The sequence below is a fragment of the Kaistia sp. 32K genome (assembly GCF_016629525.1).
GTDB lineage: Bacteria > Pseudomonadota > Alphaproteobacteria > Rhizobiales > Kaistiaceae > Kaistia.
In genome coordinates, this window is record NZ_AP024269.1 from 2,603,776 (window position 1) to 2,618,506 (window position 14,731).

General features: G+C 67.1%; 18 protein-coding genes. All 18 read right to left on the reverse strand.

Features of this window, described 5'->3' with window-relative positions; translation table 11 throughout:
• Window positions 1–9 precede the first annotated feature (9 nt).
• The 18 genes from K32_RS11810 to K32_RS11895 all read right to left on the reverse strand — a co-directional run bounded on the left by K32_RS11810 (window position 10) and on the right by K32_RS11895 (window position 14,601).
• Window positions 10–369: a septal ring lytic transglycosylase RlpA family protein gene (locus K32_RS11810; RefSeq protein WP_244669988.1), complete on the reverse strand. Its 360-nt coding sequence runs from the start codon at window positions 367–369 to the stop codon at window positions 10–12.
• Between the two features lie 44 nt (window positions 370–413).
• Entirely contained in the window at window positions 414–740 is a 327-nt protein-coding gene (locus K32_RS11815; protein WP_201404185.1) for a hypothetical protein, read from the reverse strand.
• Entirely contained in the window at window positions 721–1,200 is a 480-nt protein-coding gene (locus tag K32_RS11820; protein WP_201404186.1) for a hypothetical protein, read from the reverse strand. Before K32_RS11820 ends, K32_RS11815 begins: the two co-directional genes overlap by 20 nt.
• Window positions 1,197–1,583: a hypothetical protein gene (locus K32_RS11825; RefSeq protein ID WP_201404187.1), complete on the reverse strand. Its 387-nt coding sequence runs from the start codon at window positions 1,581–1,583 to the stop codon at window positions 1,197–1,199. The genes K32_RS11820 and K32_RS11825 overlap by 4 nt, the downstream gene beginning before the upstream one ends.
• 14 nt (window positions 1,584–1,597) lie before the next feature.
• Window positions 1,598–1,909, reverse strand: a complete 312-nt coding sequence (locus K32_RS11830) for a hypothetical protein (RefSeq protein ID WP_201404188.1) — start codon at window positions 1,907–1,909, stop codon at window positions 1,598–1,600.
• A gap of 7 nt (window positions 1,910–1,916) precedes the next feature.
• Window positions 1,917–2,780 carry a glycoside hydrolase family protein gene (locus K32_RS11835; RefSeq protein ID WP_201404189.1) on the reverse strand — a complete coding sequence of 288 codons (864 nt, stop codon included), beginning with the start codon at window positions 2,778–2,780 and terminating at the stop codon, window positions 1,917–1,919.
• A 27-nt stretch (window positions 2,781–2,807) separates the two neighbouring features.
• Window positions 2,808–3,320, reverse strand: a complete 513-nt coding sequence (locus tag K32_RS11840) for a hypothetical protein (protein ID WP_201404190.1) — start codon at window positions 3,318–3,320, stop codon at window positions 2,808–2,810.
• The gene (locus tag K32_RS11845; RefSeq protein WP_201404191.1) at window positions 3,320–5,131 is read right to left on the reverse strand and encodes a hypothetical protein; all 1,812 of its coding nucleotides are present in this window, start codon (window positions 5,129–5,131) and stop codon (window positions 3,320–3,322) included. The genes K32_RS11840 and K32_RS11845 overlap by 1 nt, the downstream gene beginning before the upstream one ends.
• A gap of 9 nt (window positions 5,132–5,140) precedes the next feature.
• Window positions 5,141–6,742, reverse strand: a complete 1,602-nt coding sequence (locus tag K32_RS11850) for a YmfQ family protein (RefSeq protein ID WP_201404192.1) — start codon at window positions 6,740–6,742, stop codon at window positions 5,141–5,143.
• Between the two features lie 34 nt (window positions 6,743–6,776).
• Window positions 6,777–7,469 carry a hypothetical protein gene (locus K32_RS11855; RefSeq protein ID WP_201404193.1) on the reverse strand — a complete coding sequence of 231 codons (693 nt, stop codon included), beginning with the start codon at window positions 7,467–7,469 and terminating at the stop codon, window positions 6,777–6,779.
• Window positions 7,470–7,542: 73 nt separating this feature from the next.
• Window positions 7,543–7,977 (reverse strand): hypothetical protein, encoded by a 435-nt coding sequence (locus K32_RS11860; RefSeq protein ID WP_201404194.1) that lies wholly within the window; start codon window positions 7,975–7,977, stop codon window positions 7,543–7,545.
• Between the two features lie 8 nt (window positions 7,978–7,985).
• Window positions 7,986–9,086, reverse strand: coding sequence for a baseplate J/gp47 family protein (locus tag K32_RS11865; RefSeq protein WP_201404195.1), 1,101 nt, complete (start codon window positions 9,084–9,086; stop codon window positions 7,986–7,988).
• Window positions 9,086–9,562, reverse strand: coding sequence for a phage GP46 family protein (locus tag K32_RS11870; RefSeq protein ID WP_201404196.1), 477 nt, complete (start codon window positions 9,560–9,562; stop codon window positions 9,086–9,088). The genes K32_RS11865 and K32_RS11870 overlap by 1 nt, the downstream gene beginning before the upstream one ends.
• 3 nt (window positions 9,563–9,565) lie before the next feature.
• Window positions 9,566–10,063, reverse strand: a complete 498-nt coding sequence (locus K32_RS11875) for a phage baseplate assembly protein (protein WP_201404197.1) — start codon at window positions 10,061–10,063, stop codon at window positions 9,566–9,568.
• Window positions 10,060–11,178 carry a phage baseplate assembly protein gene (locus K32_RS11880; RefSeq protein ID WP_201404198.1) on the reverse strand — a complete coding sequence of 373 codons (1,119 nt, stop codon included), beginning with the start codon at window positions 11,176–11,178 and terminating at the stop codon, window positions 10,060–10,062. The genes K32_RS11875 and K32_RS11880 overlap by 4 nt, the downstream gene beginning before the upstream one ends.
• Window positions 11,175–11,780 carry a hypothetical protein gene (locus K32_RS11885; RefSeq protein ID WP_201404199.1) on the reverse strand — a complete coding sequence of 202 codons (606 nt, stop codon included), beginning with the start codon at window positions 11,778–11,780 and terminating at the stop codon, window positions 11,175–11,177. The genes K32_RS11880 and K32_RS11885 overlap by 4 nt, the downstream gene beginning before the upstream one ends.
• Window positions 11,781–11,839: 59 nt before the next feature.
• Complete coding sequence (locus K32_RS11890; protein WP_201404200.1) at window positions 11,840–12,316, reverse strand: DNA circularization N-terminal domain-containing protein; 477 nt, start codon at window positions 12,314–12,316, stop codon at window positions 11,840–11,842.
• Window positions 12,316–14,601 carry a phage tail tip lysozyme gene (locus K32_RS11895; RefSeq protein ID WP_201404201.1) on the reverse strand — a complete coding sequence of 762 codons (2,286 nt, stop codon included), beginning with the start codon at window positions 14,599–14,601 and terminating at the stop codon, window positions 12,316–12,318. The genes K32_RS11890 and K32_RS11895 overlap by 1 nt, the downstream gene beginning before the upstream one ends.
• Window positions 14,602–14,731 lie beyond the last annotated feature (130 nt).

The window sequence follows — 14,731 nt, forward strand, 5'->3', positions numbered from 1 at the left end:
CTCGTCTGTTCAGGAGATGGGATCGACGCAGATCGTCGCGACACCGCGGCCGAGCATGCGTAGCTCCGCGGCCGCGCCGCGGGAGAGGTCAAAGTCCCGGCCGGTCCAAGCGGCCGGCCCGAAGTCGTTGTGCACGACGAGGATGCTGCGGCCGTCGAGGCTGACGCGATAGCGCCGCCCGAAATCGCGCGAGCGCATGGCAATCGACAAGCCGCCCGGCCGGAAGGCGCCCCCGCTGGCCGTGCGACCGCCGCTTTCGCGGCCGTACCAGGACGCACGGCCGCAGTGGCGGGGCGCCGGCAACGCCGGCGAGCTCAGAACGGACAGAATCGGCAACGCCGTCACCGCGAGGCTGAGCAGGATCAGCACCAAGCCGATGGCGTCGGATCTACGGAGGGCCATGCCGCTCCCTTTCAACCGTCTTCGTGGTTCCGGAGGCGCCGCAGCTCGGCCATCAGCTCGGCTCGCATCTGCGCTTCCGCGCGTTCGCGATCCGCTTTCATCATGTCGCGGATGTCCTCGAGCGCCTTGGCCGTACGATTGGATGAGACGGCGAGCTCGCGGATCGGCCGCAGGTCCGCGATCTCCCCGCCCTCGATGACGAACTCGTCGGCGTCGGCGCTCTTGCGCGGTCGGCGGAGGTAGAACATCGCGGTGCTGATCGCGCCGGCGATGGCCGCCGACAGAGTGACAGCCCATTTGGCGAGCTCCGGCAGTCCTTCAGCGGGCAGCTCGGCCATACCTGTGCACCTCGTCGGAGTTTCGAGCATCGAGCGAGGCGCAGGCGCAGCTGAAGAGATCCGTCAACGCCAGCACGGGATAGACGGCAAGGCCGATACCGATCTGCGAGATATCGGACTGGCTAAGCACGCTCAGCGAAACCGACGTCCACACCAGGCAGGACAGCACCGACATCAGCGCGCGGACATGCGGCGAGAAGCGAGACCAGGGCGTGCCAGCGAAGGTGCCGTTCAGGACGAGCGCGAGCGTGCGTGCGAGGCCGATCGAATAGCAGGCGACGCCCCACTGCTGCTGCCCGCCGATCTCAGCCAGCCACGCCATGGCAGGCCGGTCGAAGATCGGGCCGAGACAGCTCAAGACGAGGCCCCAGTTCAGCAGGATCAGCGCAGAGATCCACTCGCCGAAGCGCGCCTTGAAGTGGCTCGCAACGCCGGTGGCGACGCGCCGGACGATGATCATGATTTTCGCCTCGCGACGATGCGCGTCACGCCGAGCGCGGTGTCGTGCAGGAAGTAGAAGGTTAGCACCGTGCGCGTGACCGCCCAGAGATCCGCGCTGAGCGGATCGGTGGCGCCGAGCCCGAGAACCTTGTCCCAGACGAAGATCTTGCCCAGATAGAGCGCCGGGCCGATCGCGATCGATCCGCGGATGATCGCATTGACGCGGCTGCCGGCCTCGGCCTTCTGCAGGTCGGCGATCTGCTGCAACTGCGCGATGCGCTCATCGGCGGCAATCCTCGCCGTATCGGTCAGAGCCTCCTCCTTGGCCTTGTAGGCGTCGGCGAGCGCCGTCGCGACATTGCCGGAGAAGAGGCCGAGCAGCACCTGCAGGATCTTCAGCATAGCGAGCCCCCGGCTCAGGTCCTGGAGCGGCTGTGCGCCCAGCGCACCGCGATGCCCACGACCAGCACGGCGACCGGCACATATTCCGGCTTCACCAAGCTCTTGATGGCATCGCCGACGCTCGGATCGTTCAGGTAGTCGGCGATCTGCGCGGCGAAGGCGATCAGCGCGCCGGAGGCGACGAGGATCTGGCCCCAGAGCAGCTGCATCGAGCCCTCGAAGGCGGTCCAGAGCGAGGTGCCCGGGGTCGAGCGGTATTTCAGGATGGTCTCGGCGACGACATAAGCGAAGACGGCGAGCAGCGCCGCGGCGAAGATCAGGTGCATGACAGCCTCAGGGCCAGAGGGAACGGAAGAGGTTCAGGATGGGGTCGAGGGCATGGCCGATCTGCGCGAAGGCCAGCACCAGCGCGCCGACGGCGAGGCCGGCGATCGAGGGCGCCGAGACCACCTTGCCGGCCGCTGCCGGCGCCGCGGTGGTCAGCACCAGCGGCGCTTCCGCCTTCACGGCGGCCGTGGCCGGGTGGCTCGGATCGGCGAGCGTCGCAATATCGCGCGCGATCTGGGCGCGGGTCGCTGGACCGGCGACGCCGTCGGCGATGAGATCCGGATGCTGCACCTGGTAGGCACGGACGGCGGCCTTGGTCTCGTCGCCGTAGTCGCCGTCGACCTTCCCCGGTTCGAAACCGAGCCGGATCAGGTCCTGCTGCAGCGCGCTGACGTCGAAAGCCGGCGCGCCACTCGAGCCGGTCGCGATCGGAACCTTCGAATAGGTGCCGTCGAAGACGAGCGCGGCCTCGCGGCCGCGTCGCGCCTGCAGGCTGGCGGGCTTGTTCCAGGCAAGAAAGTGCTTGCGCGCCTCCGTCACCTTGCCGGCGAGATAGAGCGGCACCCAGGAAGCGGTGTCGATTGCGCCGGTGTTGAAGTCGAAGGAGACGGCGCCGTCAAATACGGTCGACGGCACGTCCCTGCCGAACGCCTTGCGCACGCGCGCTTCGTATCTGGCGAGGTCGGTCGCGAAGATCTTCATCGCCTCGTCGCGCGTGATCGACAGGCCGGCCTTCGGGATCGGCGCGCCGGCGGCGGCGGTATGACCGACGCCGATCGTCCAGATCCCCTTCACGTCCTTGTAGGCGCGCGTGACGACGCCTTCTTCGCCCGCGAGCTGGTCGCGGCCGGCCTGGCTGGTGGTCTGCATGGAAGCTCCGGCGATGTCGGGTGGTCGTTACCAAGTGATCGCGGCGATCGCCGCGGTCGTGGTCGCGGCGTTCACCGCCGCGGCGAGCTGCGCCAGCTTGATCGAGGCGGCGGCCTTGGCCGCCTTGCCGTCGGCGCCGGCCCGTTGGATCTGCTCGGCCGAATGGTCGACATAGGCCCAGTTGCCGGCCGCGTCGGCGCACCAGAACGGCGTCCGCCATGAGGCGTCGAGGTTCGGCAGCAGCGAGGCGGTGACGCTCGCCGTCATGTTCAGCTGGTCGGTGATCGAGCTCGGATAGGTGTGGTTGCTGCCGAGCGCCGCAGAGACGTAGCCGCCGGTGATCTCGGCCGCGCAGGCGGCGTCGAGCTCCGTGATCTTCGCCGCCTTCGCTGCCGCCAGTTGGCTGGCGGAGAAGTCGGGGAAAGCGACCGCGAGCTGAGCATCGGTGGCGACGTCGGGGAACAGCACCTCGCCTTCGCCGGTCAAATAATCGGCGTCGACGGCGCGGAACGAGAAGCCGTTGTTCGAATAGGCGTACATCACGAGTCCTCGCTCCAGCCGCTCAGGCAGATCCGAGCGCCCCCGCTCTCATGCAGGACGGCCGCGTAATAGATGTTGGTGGATTCCAGGAAGAGGTCGATCGGCAAGACGTCCTGATCCGTCTGGTCGTTGTCGTAGATCATCATGTAGGGGGCGGCGGTTGCGAGCGCGGCAAAGGCATCCTGCCAGCCGCCATGTCGGTTGTTCGGCGCGATGATCATGTCCGTGCCGTCGCCCTTCATGGCGTTCAGATGGATCACGATCGCGGTCGGCGGCACGAAATTGCCGACGGCAATCGCCGACCAGGTCGGCGCGATGCCTTGGCCGACATTGCCGGCCGCACCGGACGCCAGCGTCGGCGGAGCGGTGGGCAGCGTGCCCCAGAGGACCTTGGTGTATTTGCCGGCCTGCGACGTCCGCCAGAGCGCGCCGGAACTGTCGTAGCGGAGCGCGCCGATATAGGCCGCCATGGTGTAGCCGGCCGGCAGCGTCGGCGCGCTCGCGCTCGCCGAGGCAAGCGCCTTCACGTCGCCGCTGACCGGGTTGAAGATGGCGTAGCCGTAGAGCCAGCCGGTCGCCGGCGACCCGCTGTCCATGCCGCCGGCCCCGGTCGTCGCCAGGTTTCCGGTGACGTTGACGTTGGCGAGACGGCGAACATTGCCGCTCGCATCCTCGACCGTCAGCGCGTCGGCGGTGATGGTGAAGGTCTTGTCGCCCGTCACCGCCATCCTGCGCCGGCGGCCGCTGCCGCCAATCGACGTCGCGACGGTGACCGACCCGATCGCCTGGAAGGTCGACCCGTTGTAGATGAACTGCGCCACCTTCCCGGCGACCAGATCGCCCGGCTGCAGCGGGGTTCCATCCTCGCGGACGATGGTCACGGCACCGAGGCTGTTGGCGTTGAGCGTCGCGGCGGCCGTGTTGGTGTTGGCGATCTTGACCAGCAGGACTTGGCCGGCCGCGTAGCTCGAGACGGCCGGCGAGAAGTTGGCGACCACCAGGTTCGCGGTGCCGCTCGAATCCGCCACATAGGGCAGCGAGGTGCTGCCACCGGAGAGGACCGAGCCGAGCTGGAAGTTTGTGCCGTCATAGGTGACGATGATGACCTCGCCGGCGGCAAGCGCGCCGACTGAGAGCGCCGTGCCGTCGCCGTTCTTCAGCGACTTCGCGCCAAGGCCGTTGACGTTGATCGTCACGCCGCCAGTGTTCGCCGCGGCGACCTTGATCTGCAGCAGCAGGCCGGCCGTCAGCGAGGTGATCGCCGGCGTGTAGTTCGCGACGATGGTGTTCGCCGAGCCGTTGTCCGCAGCATAGGGGATCGTGAACGAGGTCGAGCCGGTCGACGCCGCCTGCAGCTGGAAATTCGAGCCGTCATAGAGCAGCACCGCGATCTGGCCCTGCGCCAGGTCGCCGGACGCGAGCGCGCTGCCGTCACGATGCGTGATTGCGACATTTCCGAGCCCGGAGACGCTGAGCGTCGCCGCGCCGGTGACCGTGTTCGCCACCAGCACGCGGAACTCGTTGCCGGCGACGAGCGCGGTATAGGCGGGCGACGGCGCGATCGCGAGATGGTTCGCCGTACCGGTGTCCGGGTAGAACATCAGCAGGCCCGACCGCACGGCGCGCAGCAGCTGCGTCAGGTCGCCAGGGTCCGGCGTCAGGCCGGCGCCTCTGATAGCAGCGACGATCTCGCGCTGCGGGTTCTCGACCGCCTCGGCCGGAATGATCGAGCCTTTGACGCCAGCCGCCGGGTTGCCATTCACATAGCCGGCGTCGTCGGTCGGGGCGCCGTAAGGCGGCTGATACTTCATCGGGGGTCCTCAGGGGGTTCCGGTCATCGCCCCGTCGGTCGCCACGCCCGAGTAGTCGAAAATCAACTCGGTGTGGGCCGGCTTCCAGCGGCGAAGGACGCATTCGAGATCGGTGGCGGCGGAGAATTCGAGGTGGTGGTCGACGCCGGCCTCGCCGGATCCGGCACGGAACCAGGAGAGCCGGTTTCCGCGCACATGTACGGTCCAATAGAAGCGGATCGTCTGGTCGCCGAGCTGCCAGCGAGACGGAGAATCGTCGGCGGTTGTGGCGCGGGTGTCGCCGCACTCGGAGACGCCAGCCATGTATGGCGAGTATTCCGTGATGGTGATCGGGTAGCCGAGCGATTCCGCCAGACGGGTAAAATAGGCCCGCGACTGTGCGCCGAGCGCCGTCATGCGCGCTACAAGCGCGGCCTGGCGCTGCTCGACCGTCATGGTCTCGCTGTTGCAGGGATCCGGCAGCCTGAACGCTGCTTCCCAGGCATCGAGCATTTCCGTCGCCGTGCGCGGGTCGACCTCGCGGTTCAGGAGATCCGCGCCGCGATTGTCGATGCGGGCCCATTCGACGGCCATGCCATCAACGAGCTTCATCAGCACCTTGTCGGCCTGGCGCGGCCAGGCGGCGCCGACCGGCAACAGCGCGGCGAGCGCCTCGGCATAATCGGCGGCGTCGCGCTTCAGCGCCGGCGGCGGCGCCGGCATCTGGATATCGACGTAGAGGTAGCCCGCGTCGCCATAGCTGACGGCGGCCTCCGGCGCCGTCTGCCCGAAACGCGGCGGATCTCCGGCGATGCCCGACGCCTCGACGCCGGGCGCGACGGGGAACGTCGAAAGCGACATTCCGAAGCTGCCGGCGATGCCAGGAGCGGCCACACCGCCGGGCGACGCGCCCTTGACGAAGGAGAGCCCCGATCCGGTCGCGCCGGAGCTGCCGACGCCCAAAATGGGCACAAGGGAAGACGGTGTCGGGCCGCCGGCGAGGCCCGCGGCGACTGCGCCCCCGAAGCCGGGACGCTCCGATGCCGCGATGCCGCCGGCGACACCGGCCGACGAAACGCCGGCGACCGTCGCGCCAGGCGCACCGACTAGTATGCCGGCCATGGCGCTTGCGACGGCGCCCGGGGCGCCTGGTCGGATCTGCTCGGCGACTGCGCCGGCGACGCCGCTTGAGGCAACGCCGGTGATGAAGGCCGAAACGGAAGCGACCGGTGCACCGCCGGCCGACGTGCCTGCGGCACCCGCCGGCAGTTCCTGCTCGGTCCTGCCGAGTGCACCGGCGACGCCCTGCGTCTGCACGGACGGCGCAGCTGGCCCAGCCTGCTCGGCGATCGGGCCGGCGATTGCCGCGGCCGAGGCGCCGGCGACGGCGCTGGAATTCGCCCATCCGAGCACACCGGCAGCGCCGATCAGCGCGACGCCGACAAGCGCCGGGATGAGACTGGCAACGACCGATCCGACACGGCCGGCAGCTGCGGCTCCGGCGAGGCCTTCGGTCTCCGAGCTCGAAGGCACGCCGGTGAGGCCGGCGGCCTGGACTCCCGGCAACGGCACGCCGGTTGCGACGACCTGGGCGGCAAGCGGCAGCGTGCCGAGGGGGCCGGAACCGAGCATGCCGGGACCTCAGAGAATGGCGGCGAGCGCCGGATTACGACAGGCGCAGGATCGCGTTGGAGGCGTCGGCGGTCGGCAACACGACGGTCAGCGTGCCCGACGCGACGGTCTGGACGCCGCCGAAATCATGCACCGAGACAACGCGGCCGCTCTGCGGCGACGCACCGCCGAGACGGACCGAAGTGTTGTAGATGATCGCCGCCGAGGCGCTGAAGCTCGCGCCGGTCCAGGTCGGGTTCGCCGCGAAGGTGGTGATCGCGACCGCGCCCGACGGGTTCGACGGGTTGACGTTGGCCAGCGTCACGCCACCGGAGGTGTAACCGGTGCCCGAGGTCTCGTCTGTGCCGACATTCGAGGTCGTCGGCGTGCCGGTGCCGGGCGTGCCGATGTTCGTCTGGGTGAAATCGAAGGTGCGCGCCGGCGTTCCCTTCACCAGCAGCATCTTGAAGATGTCGGCGGCGAAGGTCGCGGCGGTAACCGCGCCGGTATGCGCCTTCGACAACGTCACCTGGCTCGCCGAGTCGATCGAGGCGACGACGGCGCCGGCGGCGACGTTGGTGCCCGATGCGGCCATGCCGACCACGAGATTGGCGGTCGACGCCAGGCCGGTCAGCGTGAACGCGCCATTCGCGCCGGTGCAGGCGACGTTGGACTGGGTGGCGAGGAAGCAGTGCCCGCCGCTGAGGAGCTCCATCTTGAAGCTCGTCGCCATGCCGGTGGTGGCCATGGAAATCTCCAACATAAAGGGCCGCGCAATGCGCAGCCCGGAACAGGATCAGGAGGGATGTGAGGGGCCGGCGTCAGCCGTAGTGGCGGGCGCGGTGGGCGTCGCCCACTTCCCCCGGATGCAGGTACCAATCGCGCTCGATCTGCATCGACGTCGCAAAGTGCTGCCCGAGCACATTGGTCAGGTAGGCCTGCACGTTCGCTTTGGCGAAATGCGCCTCGAACGGCGTGCCCTTGGCCGCCTCGACGATCTCGGCGAGCGCCGCTTCGATGTGCTCGGACGGATCCGGCGCGTTGCCGCAGCGGCCGTGCTTCTCCGTCTTGATCTTGCCGCGCTCGTGCACCTGCACGGCGGCGTGATGCTGCTCGAGGATCTCGATGACCTTGAGCTCGAACTTGCGTGCCGGCACGCCGGCAGTCGCCTCGAGCGAGACGATCTGGCTGGCGGTGACCTCGGCCCACTGCTCGGCGCTGTGGGGGCCGTCTTCGGAGATCAGGATGCGGGTCATGAGGATCCTCAGCTGTAGGAAATGGTGCCGAGGACCGCCATGCAGCCGTTCGACGGCATGACGTGGTCTCCGGACAGAAGGTCGAAATGGTCGACGCCGGCGGCGCTCGAGATCGCCTCGGACATCCAGACGGCATAGATCGTCTGCGCGGCCTGCCGCACGCCGTTCAGTGCGTAGGAGGGCGACGCCTTGGCCGCCATCAGCTCGGCGAGCGCCGCGGCGATGGCATTGCGCGTCGCCGTCGTGTCGCTGGCGAGGCTGCCGATCGAGACATTCACCGGCTCGGGGATCGGCGCCTGGACGAAGAAGTCGAGGACCGTCACCGGCCGCATCGTGTCGAGATAGGCGCGAACTTTGGCGACGTCGTCGACCGTCGGAAACCCGCTCGTCGTTGGATCGTTGGTGGCGCGCAGGTCGTCCATCATGAAGCGAACGGTCACCGTGCCCGGGCCCATTTCGTTCGGCGCGCACCAGGCGCGCGTGACGCCGTCCACTTCGAGTGCCCAGGCGACATAGTCGTCGGCGTCACCGCCCTGCGGCGGCTTGCGGATCCGCTCGAGCACGCGAGCGCGCAGCTCGTCGATGGTCTCGTCGTCCGTGCCGCCCGTCATCGAAACGACGATCGCACTCGCATTGGCACCCGAGATGGCGGTCGAGAGCTGCATCGCCGTGCCGGCGTCGAGATTGCCGACGGTCCCGGCCGTCAAGGCATCGAGCGGCACGGGGGTCGCGCTGGCGCAGAGCGTGACGTCCGCGTTGCTCTGGTAGCTGGTGCCGGCATAGCCGAACAGCGTGCCAGCCGGCACGACAACGCCGGGGCTGCCGGTCATCGCCACGGTGCCGGAGGCGAAGCTCGCAGCCTTGCGGCCCCGCTTCAGCCAGATATTCGCGTGGCGCACCAGCCAGTCTTCGTCGGCGGTGTCCGGCAGGACCTGTTGCGCCAGCCACGCGAGATAGAGGTGCTCGTCGAAGGCGAGGCCCGCATTGGCCTCGGCGATGACGCGCAGGTTCGAATTCGGGACGTTGGCATCGGCGCCGGGGATCTTCGACGAGATGTCGTCGCGGGCGCGCTTGCGCACGTCCTTGAAGGTGGGCGTGACCCAGGCCATCAGGTGTCCTTTATGCCGTCCCAGAGCGACTGGTACTGCAGCTCGACGGCGAGCTTCGGCCCGCGATAGGCGCGGATTATGCCGGTGATCGCCTCGCGTCCGGTGCGCGCCAGTTCGATCTCGATGCGCGAGACAATGCCCGCGTCCTTGAAGGGCTTCAGAGCCTCGAGGCAATATTCCTGGGCGAGCGTCGCGGTCTCGTCGGTGATTTTCGCGCGATGCAGCAACCAGAGCCGCGAGCCGATCTGCCAGCCGTTCCAGATTTCGGCGGCGTCCATGTCCGCCCACCAGCCGCGGCGATCGTCGCTCCAGTCCGGCAGCTCGTCGTCGGCGCGCGCGGTGCGGTCGGTCAACAACGCGATGATGAAGGCGGTCTTCAGATCCTCGCCGGTCGCCAGCGAGCCGTCAGACGCCACCAGCCAGTCATAGGAGATCGCCTCGATCGACGCCGAGGTCTGGGTGTTGATGTCGGCCATGGCCTAAACCGGAGCGCTCGTATTGCCACTGCCAGGCGTGACGCCGCTATGCGCGTGGGTGTCGCCGATGCTCTTGGCGTTGTGCTTCAAACTGGCCCCTATGAAGTGGATGTCGTCCGACTTCACCGTGAACTTCGGCGCCGTGATCTCGATGCCGTCGCGCTTGATGACGATCGTCTGGCCCTGATCGTCATGCAGCGCCACCTCTCCGTTTGCGAGGCCCTGCAGGCGGTAGCGCCGATCGGCGACCTGGACGACGATCGGATGCGACCGGTTGGCGCCGAGATAGAGCAGCAGGACCTCGGCGCCGGCATTGGCGCTCGACGTGAAGCCATACGGTTCGAAATGCTCGACGTCCTCGTGCAGTTCGCCCGCCAGCGCGCTGACGTCGAGATGCTGCATCGTCTTCTTGCCATCGCGGCTTGAGATGGCCTTGAGGATGCCTCTGGCCGATCCGAGCAGGCCGCGGAGATTGCCGCCGGCCTCGGTTACGCGCCTCACGATTCGTAACTACCCGGATTGCTGCCGCCGTTCGGATCGCCGCTCTGCTGCTCATAGCTGGCGAGGCCGGCCGACGTGATCAGGTGAATGTTGGTCGTTGTCCCCTCGTCCGACGACTGCCGGAACTCGACTCCCGCGATGATCAGGTCCTGGTCGACCAGGAGCGTCGGGCTTTTGGCCCGGACGACACAGCGTAGCTTCCACAACGTATCTGGGCTGGCAAACCAACCCTGCACGACGGCATCGACGACGGCCGTCTCGGCAATCAGCCTGGATCGCTCCTGCTGGGCCCGCTGCTTCGCATCGTCCGCGTCGCCGGGGTGCTCGCCGACGATGATCTGCGGCCGGTACCGCTTGACGTTCGGGTTGGAGATTTTCGCATGTGGCTGCGAAGCAGCCTCGGTGGTCCCGTGGTCGTCGGACGCTTGCTGCATCACCACGAGGGTGTCCGAATAGCCTTCGGCACCCAGCACGCCGGTTGCTGATTTGATGTTCTGGCCTTCAATCAGCGCTGGCATACGCTCCGTGGGCTGATCGCCGGACAACACCATGGAGCCCGTCTCGTCGTCGTGAACGTACAGACCGCGCTGACGCGCCAGGCGCTCGATTAGCTCGAAGACGGTCTCGCCCGGCATGATCTGGACCACCGGGAAAGCGCGCCCCATGTCACCGAACGTCTTCAGAGCGATACCGAAGGGGGAAAGGACAGAGCGCGCAATCCGGTCGATGGTATAGCCGGCATAACGCCCGCCGCCGGCATCTGGGACCACAGAGCAATCGATCGGGTCCTGGGTATTGCTGCGCGCCGTGATCTGGACACCGTGCTGCGACTGGCTGAAGGCCGCCTGACGCACGTCGACATAGCCGGTGAACGCCAGCTTGCCGCCCAGCTTCACTGTGATCGGATCGCCCGGCTTGATCTGCCAGTCGGTCCATTTGGCTGTCTGTTCCGATGATTGCTGTGGCTCGGTGATCGCAAGCTGGCAGGTGGACGCGCCGTTCTGTAGCGATGCGCTGACGGAGACTTCGGTCCAGCCTTCGTAGATCTGCCCGCGGCAATAGACCTGGCAGGTCTCCTGATTTGCGCCGGCGACGGCGCCAGCGGCCTGGCTCATGCGGAAAGGGCCTGTCCCGAGGTCGGCATGAAGAGCGGGTTCGCGACGTTGTTCTCGGCCTCGAGCTCGTCGCGGCGCGAGGCATCCTGGTAGAGCCGGTGCGCCAGCACGAGCGAAGGCAGCGGACGCGCCGTCGCGTAGCGGATCATGCGCGGCAGTGGCCGAGCCGTGGCGATCAGATGCCGCTGCAGCGCCGCGCTGAGCGTGGTCAGCGTCCGCAAGACGGTCGTCAGCTGCGCGTCGGCAGCGTCCTCGATCGCGCGATCGAAAGCCGCCGACATCACCGATCGCACCCGATCGACATCATTACGGCTCGTGAAGGTCGCCTTCGACCAGTACCGCGCCTCTGCGATGAGACAGAACTGGATCCAGGTCGAATAGAGGATGGCAACGACGCCGCTGGCCGCTGCAAGGCTCTCCTCTGCCTGGCGCCGAAGCGTTGCAAAATCGGATCCCGAGAAGCCAGCCCTTGCGGCCGACGAGAACAGATCTGCGAGGCTCGCGACGAAGGTTTTCGCCATGAGCGCCGAGCGGCGATCGGCGGACAGCGCGCCGAGGTCACGCCGGAAGGACGCGAGCGCCGAACCGGTCGGGCCGGCCATGTCTCCCATGGCTGTGAGCAGCACGAGCGCGGCGGCCGAGACGCGATCGAGATCTCCGATCATGGCGCCATTCCTTTGCCCAATGCATTGCCGTCCTTCACAGCTTCCTCGGCTTGGCCGGCCACGTCGCCTACCGCCGATCCGGTGTCCGGCGCCGAGACGGCACCAACGGCCTGACCGGCTTCGATGAAGTCCATGTCGAAGGTGACGAAGCCGCCTTCCTCCCGCGTTTCATTCGAGGAGAAGGACTGGCAGACGACCTCGACGATGCCCTGCGTCGGCAGCAGGAGCAGCCCGGCGCCGTCGGCTTCGAGCGCCAACTGCAGCAGGCGCATCTGCAGGTCGTAGTTCGAGCCAACGATGTAGCCGCGGACGCGGTAGGAGCGCAGCCGGCGCCCCATGTCCTCGGAATAGCCGGTGTTCCGCTTCGGGTATTCGTGCGGCGCCACGCGACGGCCGCCGCCGGTCTGGCTCTCGTCGACATGGAACGGGACGCCCCGGAAGGACGCCGGCAGGAGGCGACCGCGCCACGACATCAGCCGAACGCTCCCTGCATGCTCTGGCCGAGGTCGAGCTTCACCTCACGGAAAAGGCCGCCCTTGGTATGCGCGTTGGCGCGGCTGCCGGCAGGCAGACCGTCGAATTTGACGCGAATGGTCGCTTCGCCGTTGACCTTGTGCGTGGTCACCGGATCCGGAGCGCCCTGCAGACGTTTCTGGATGCTCGCCGCGTTCCGGCCGCGGGTACCCTCGGAATTGTCCCCGTAGCCGATGTAGCCATGGAGGATATGATTGGCCTCGGCGAGCGACTTGGCATGCTGCAGCCTTTCGAGAAAGCGTCGATAAGCGGGGCTGTTGAGCTCCTGCTTGATGAACGCGAGCTGCGTCTGGAAGTCGTTCGGGCTCTTGCCGATCGAGGCCGCGAAGTTCTGCAGTGAGGTCCAACGGCCAAGGCGCCACTGCATGATCCCATGCGCACCCTCGCGAGCATTGAGCGAGTTCGGGTTGAAGCTGGACTCCTGCTGGAGATTGCCGGCCAGCGCGGAAGCGACGATGTCGTTGAAACCGAGCGCGCGCAGGCCGCCATAGGCTCGCCTGGCGCCCTCGATCATGTTCGCTGGCACCTGGCCGGGAGCGTAGTTCTGCGGGTAGCTGCCGCCGAAGGCCGTGCGGCTCATGCCCATCACCTTCCGCGCGAAAGCCGCGCCGGGATGGTAGGCCGCTTTGATGATGCCGCCGCCTGGGCCCGCCCCATCAAAGGACATCGGCGAAAAGCCGCTCAGCCACTGCTTGATGCCGTCGATAAAGGACTTCGACGCCTCGCTGCCGATGGACTGACCGGTTGCTTTGGCGCGGTCGTCCAGCGATTTTTGGGAGGCGGCTTCGCGATGCAGCTTTCTAAGGCCGTTCTCGACATCGGCGAGCTGCTTGGCCTGCGCGGCACGCATCGCGAGGACGTTCGCGTACACCTGCGGATACGCCTTGTCGGTGCCATCGGCCCGCATCGTCGCGAGCTGCTCATTCTCCTGGCTGAGGCGCAGCCGAAGCTGAGTGCGCGCCCGGAGCTGGTCGGGCAGAATCCGGCGCTCGCGGTTCGCGACGCCGGACGAGAGCAGCCAAGTCTCAATGGCTGCGGCCCCTCCGAAAACAGCTAAGGGACCGCCGAAGCGGCTGGCCAAACGAGCGGCTCCCGAGATCGCCGGCCAGGCGAATTTCTTGAGGCCGGCCACCGCCGCACCACCGGCCACGCCACCAAGCAGGCCGGAGAGGCCCGTCGCATTGAGGGCCTTCAGGGCTATCAGGCCTCCGATTACCGTCTTCCAGCCCCCGGGTATCTTGTTCTGAACCTCGTCGTTGAGCGTCTTGAGAGAACTTGTGATGTCCTGGAAGACATCCATCACCTCTTGGCCCAGTGCGCGCCAGTCCACCGCTCGCAGGGCTTCGGCGACGTCTCGAAACCAGTTCGCGATGTCGTCGCGGTGATCCCTGACCCAGTTGGCGAAGTCCTCCATCATCGGCGTGAAGACCGGCATGACCTTGCTGGAAATAGCGTCGCCAAGCCCGCGCATGCTGGTCTTGATGTCGTCCATCGCGCCCTGGAATTTCCGGGCTTTCTCGATGTCCTCCGGCTTGATGACAAAGCCGAACCGCCGCTCCCGCTCAAGGTTCTCTTTGGTCTCTTCGATCTCGGCAAAACGAGCGAAGGCCTGATCGTGGAAGCCATATTGGGCGAACCGGTCACGGACGGCCTGGTTCTTCAGGGTCGCCAGGTAGCCAATATAGAGCTCGAAGGCGCGCTGCGTCGTCTTCGCGTGCTCGATCTGCTTCTCTAGCGGCGAATTGCTGTGCGATAGCCAGGTGTAGAGCTCGCCCTGGTGCATCCTCATGTCGGCCAGCGCTTTGTTGAAGCTCTGCAAGCCGGCGTTCATCTGGTCGGTGCCGATGCCCATGCGCTCGCCGGCGCCCTGGAGAAGATGCAGCGACTGGACGTTGAAGTTGATCTGCTTGGCCATGTCGGCCAGACCTTCGCGCTGCTCGGCGTAGGACTTGAGCAGTTCAGAAAGCCCCGCGACGCCGCCGCCGGCGCTGATCGCTCCGAGGCCTATTCCTTCGAACAAGCCGCGAACATTCTCCCTGCGGATGTCCTTGAAGCGGTCGCGCATGCGCTCGAGGCCGACGTTCATGCGCTCGACGTCGCGCTTCAATCCCTCGCCGATGCGCGTCTCGCCGAAGAGCCGAAGCTCGCCGCGGATCTTGCGCAGGACCAGTGACGCGCGGTCCTGCACCGTCGCGATCAGGCGAAGCTGCTCTTCATCGCTCATTTCAGGTCTCGATGTTGGCTTCAGCCATGAGGTTCGAGGTCACCTCAGCGTGGAGCATGAGGGCATCGAGGGGCTCAGACAGGAATTGGCCGGGATGCACGCCGTAGAAGCGCGCCAGCTGGTAGGCGAG

Excerpts from the sequence above, each read along its gene's own strand:
- K32_RS11830 (WP_201404188.1), bottom strand. The coding sequence starts at position 1,909 with ATGCACCTGATCTTCGCCGCGGCGCTGCTCGCCGTCTTCGCTTATGTC.
- K32_RS11890 (WP_201404200.1), bottom strand. The coding sequence starts at position 12,316 with ATGTCGTGGCGCGGTCGCCTCCTGCCGGCGTCCTTCCGGGGCGTCCCG.
- K32_RS11815 (WP_201404185.1), bottom strand. The coding sequence starts at position 740 with ATGGCCGAGCTGCCCGCTGAAGGACTGCCGGAGCTCGCCAAATGGGCT.
- K32_RS11855 (WP_201404193.1), bottom strand. The coding sequence starts at position 7,469 with ATGGCCACCACCGGCATGGCGACGAGCTTCAAGATGGAGCTCCTCAGC.
- K32_RS11820 (WP_201404186.1), bottom strand. The coding sequence starts at position 1,200 with ATGATCATCGTCCGGCGCGTCGCCACCGGCGTTGCGAGCCACTTCAAG.
- K32_RS11835 (WP_201404189.1), bottom strand. The coding sequence starts at position 2,780 with ATGCAGACCACCAGCCAGGCCGGCCGCGACCAGCTCGCGGGCGAAGAA.
- K32_RS11865 (WP_201404195.1), bottom strand. The coding sequence starts at position 9,086 with ATGGCCTGGGTCACGCCCACCTTCAAGGACGTGCGCAAGCGCGCCCGC.
- K32_RS11870 (WP_201404196.1), bottom strand. The coding sequence starts at position 9,562 with ATGGCCGACATCAACACCCAGACCTCGGCGTCGATCGAGGCGATCTCC.
- K32_RS11860 (WP_201404194.1), bottom strand. The coding sequence starts at position 7,977 with ATGACCCGCATCCTGATCTCCGAAGACGGCCCCCACAGCGCCGAGCAG.
- K32_RS11885 (WP_201404199.1), bottom strand. The coding sequence starts at position 11,780 with ATGGCCGGCCCGACCGGTTCGGCGCTCGCGTCCTTCCGGCGTGACCTC.
- K32_RS11825 (WP_201404187.1), bottom strand. The coding sequence starts at position 1,583 with ATGCTGAAGATCCTGCAGGTGCTGCTCGGCCTCTTCTCCGGCAATGTC.
- K32_RS11895 (WP_201404201.1), bottom strand. The coding sequence starts at position 14,601 with ATGAGCGATGAAGAGCAGCTTCGCCTGATCGCGACGGTGCAGGACCGC.
- K32_RS11845 (WP_201404191.1), bottom strand. The coding sequence starts at position 5,131 with ATGAAGTATCAGCCGCCTTACGGCGCCCCGACCGACGACGCCGGCTAT.
- K32_RS11840 (WP_201404190.1), bottom strand. The coding sequence starts at position 3,320 with ATGTACGCCTATTCGAACAACGGCTTCTCGTTCCGCGCCGTCGACGCC.
- K32_RS11850 (WP_201404192.1), bottom strand. The coding sequence starts at position 6,742 with ATGCTCGGTTCCGGCCCCCTCGGCACGCTGCCGCTTGCCGCCCAGGTC.
- K32_RS11880 (WP_201404198.1), bottom strand. The coding sequence starts at position 11,178 with ATGAGCCAGGCCGCTGGCGCCGTCGCCGGCGCAAATCAGGAGACCTGC.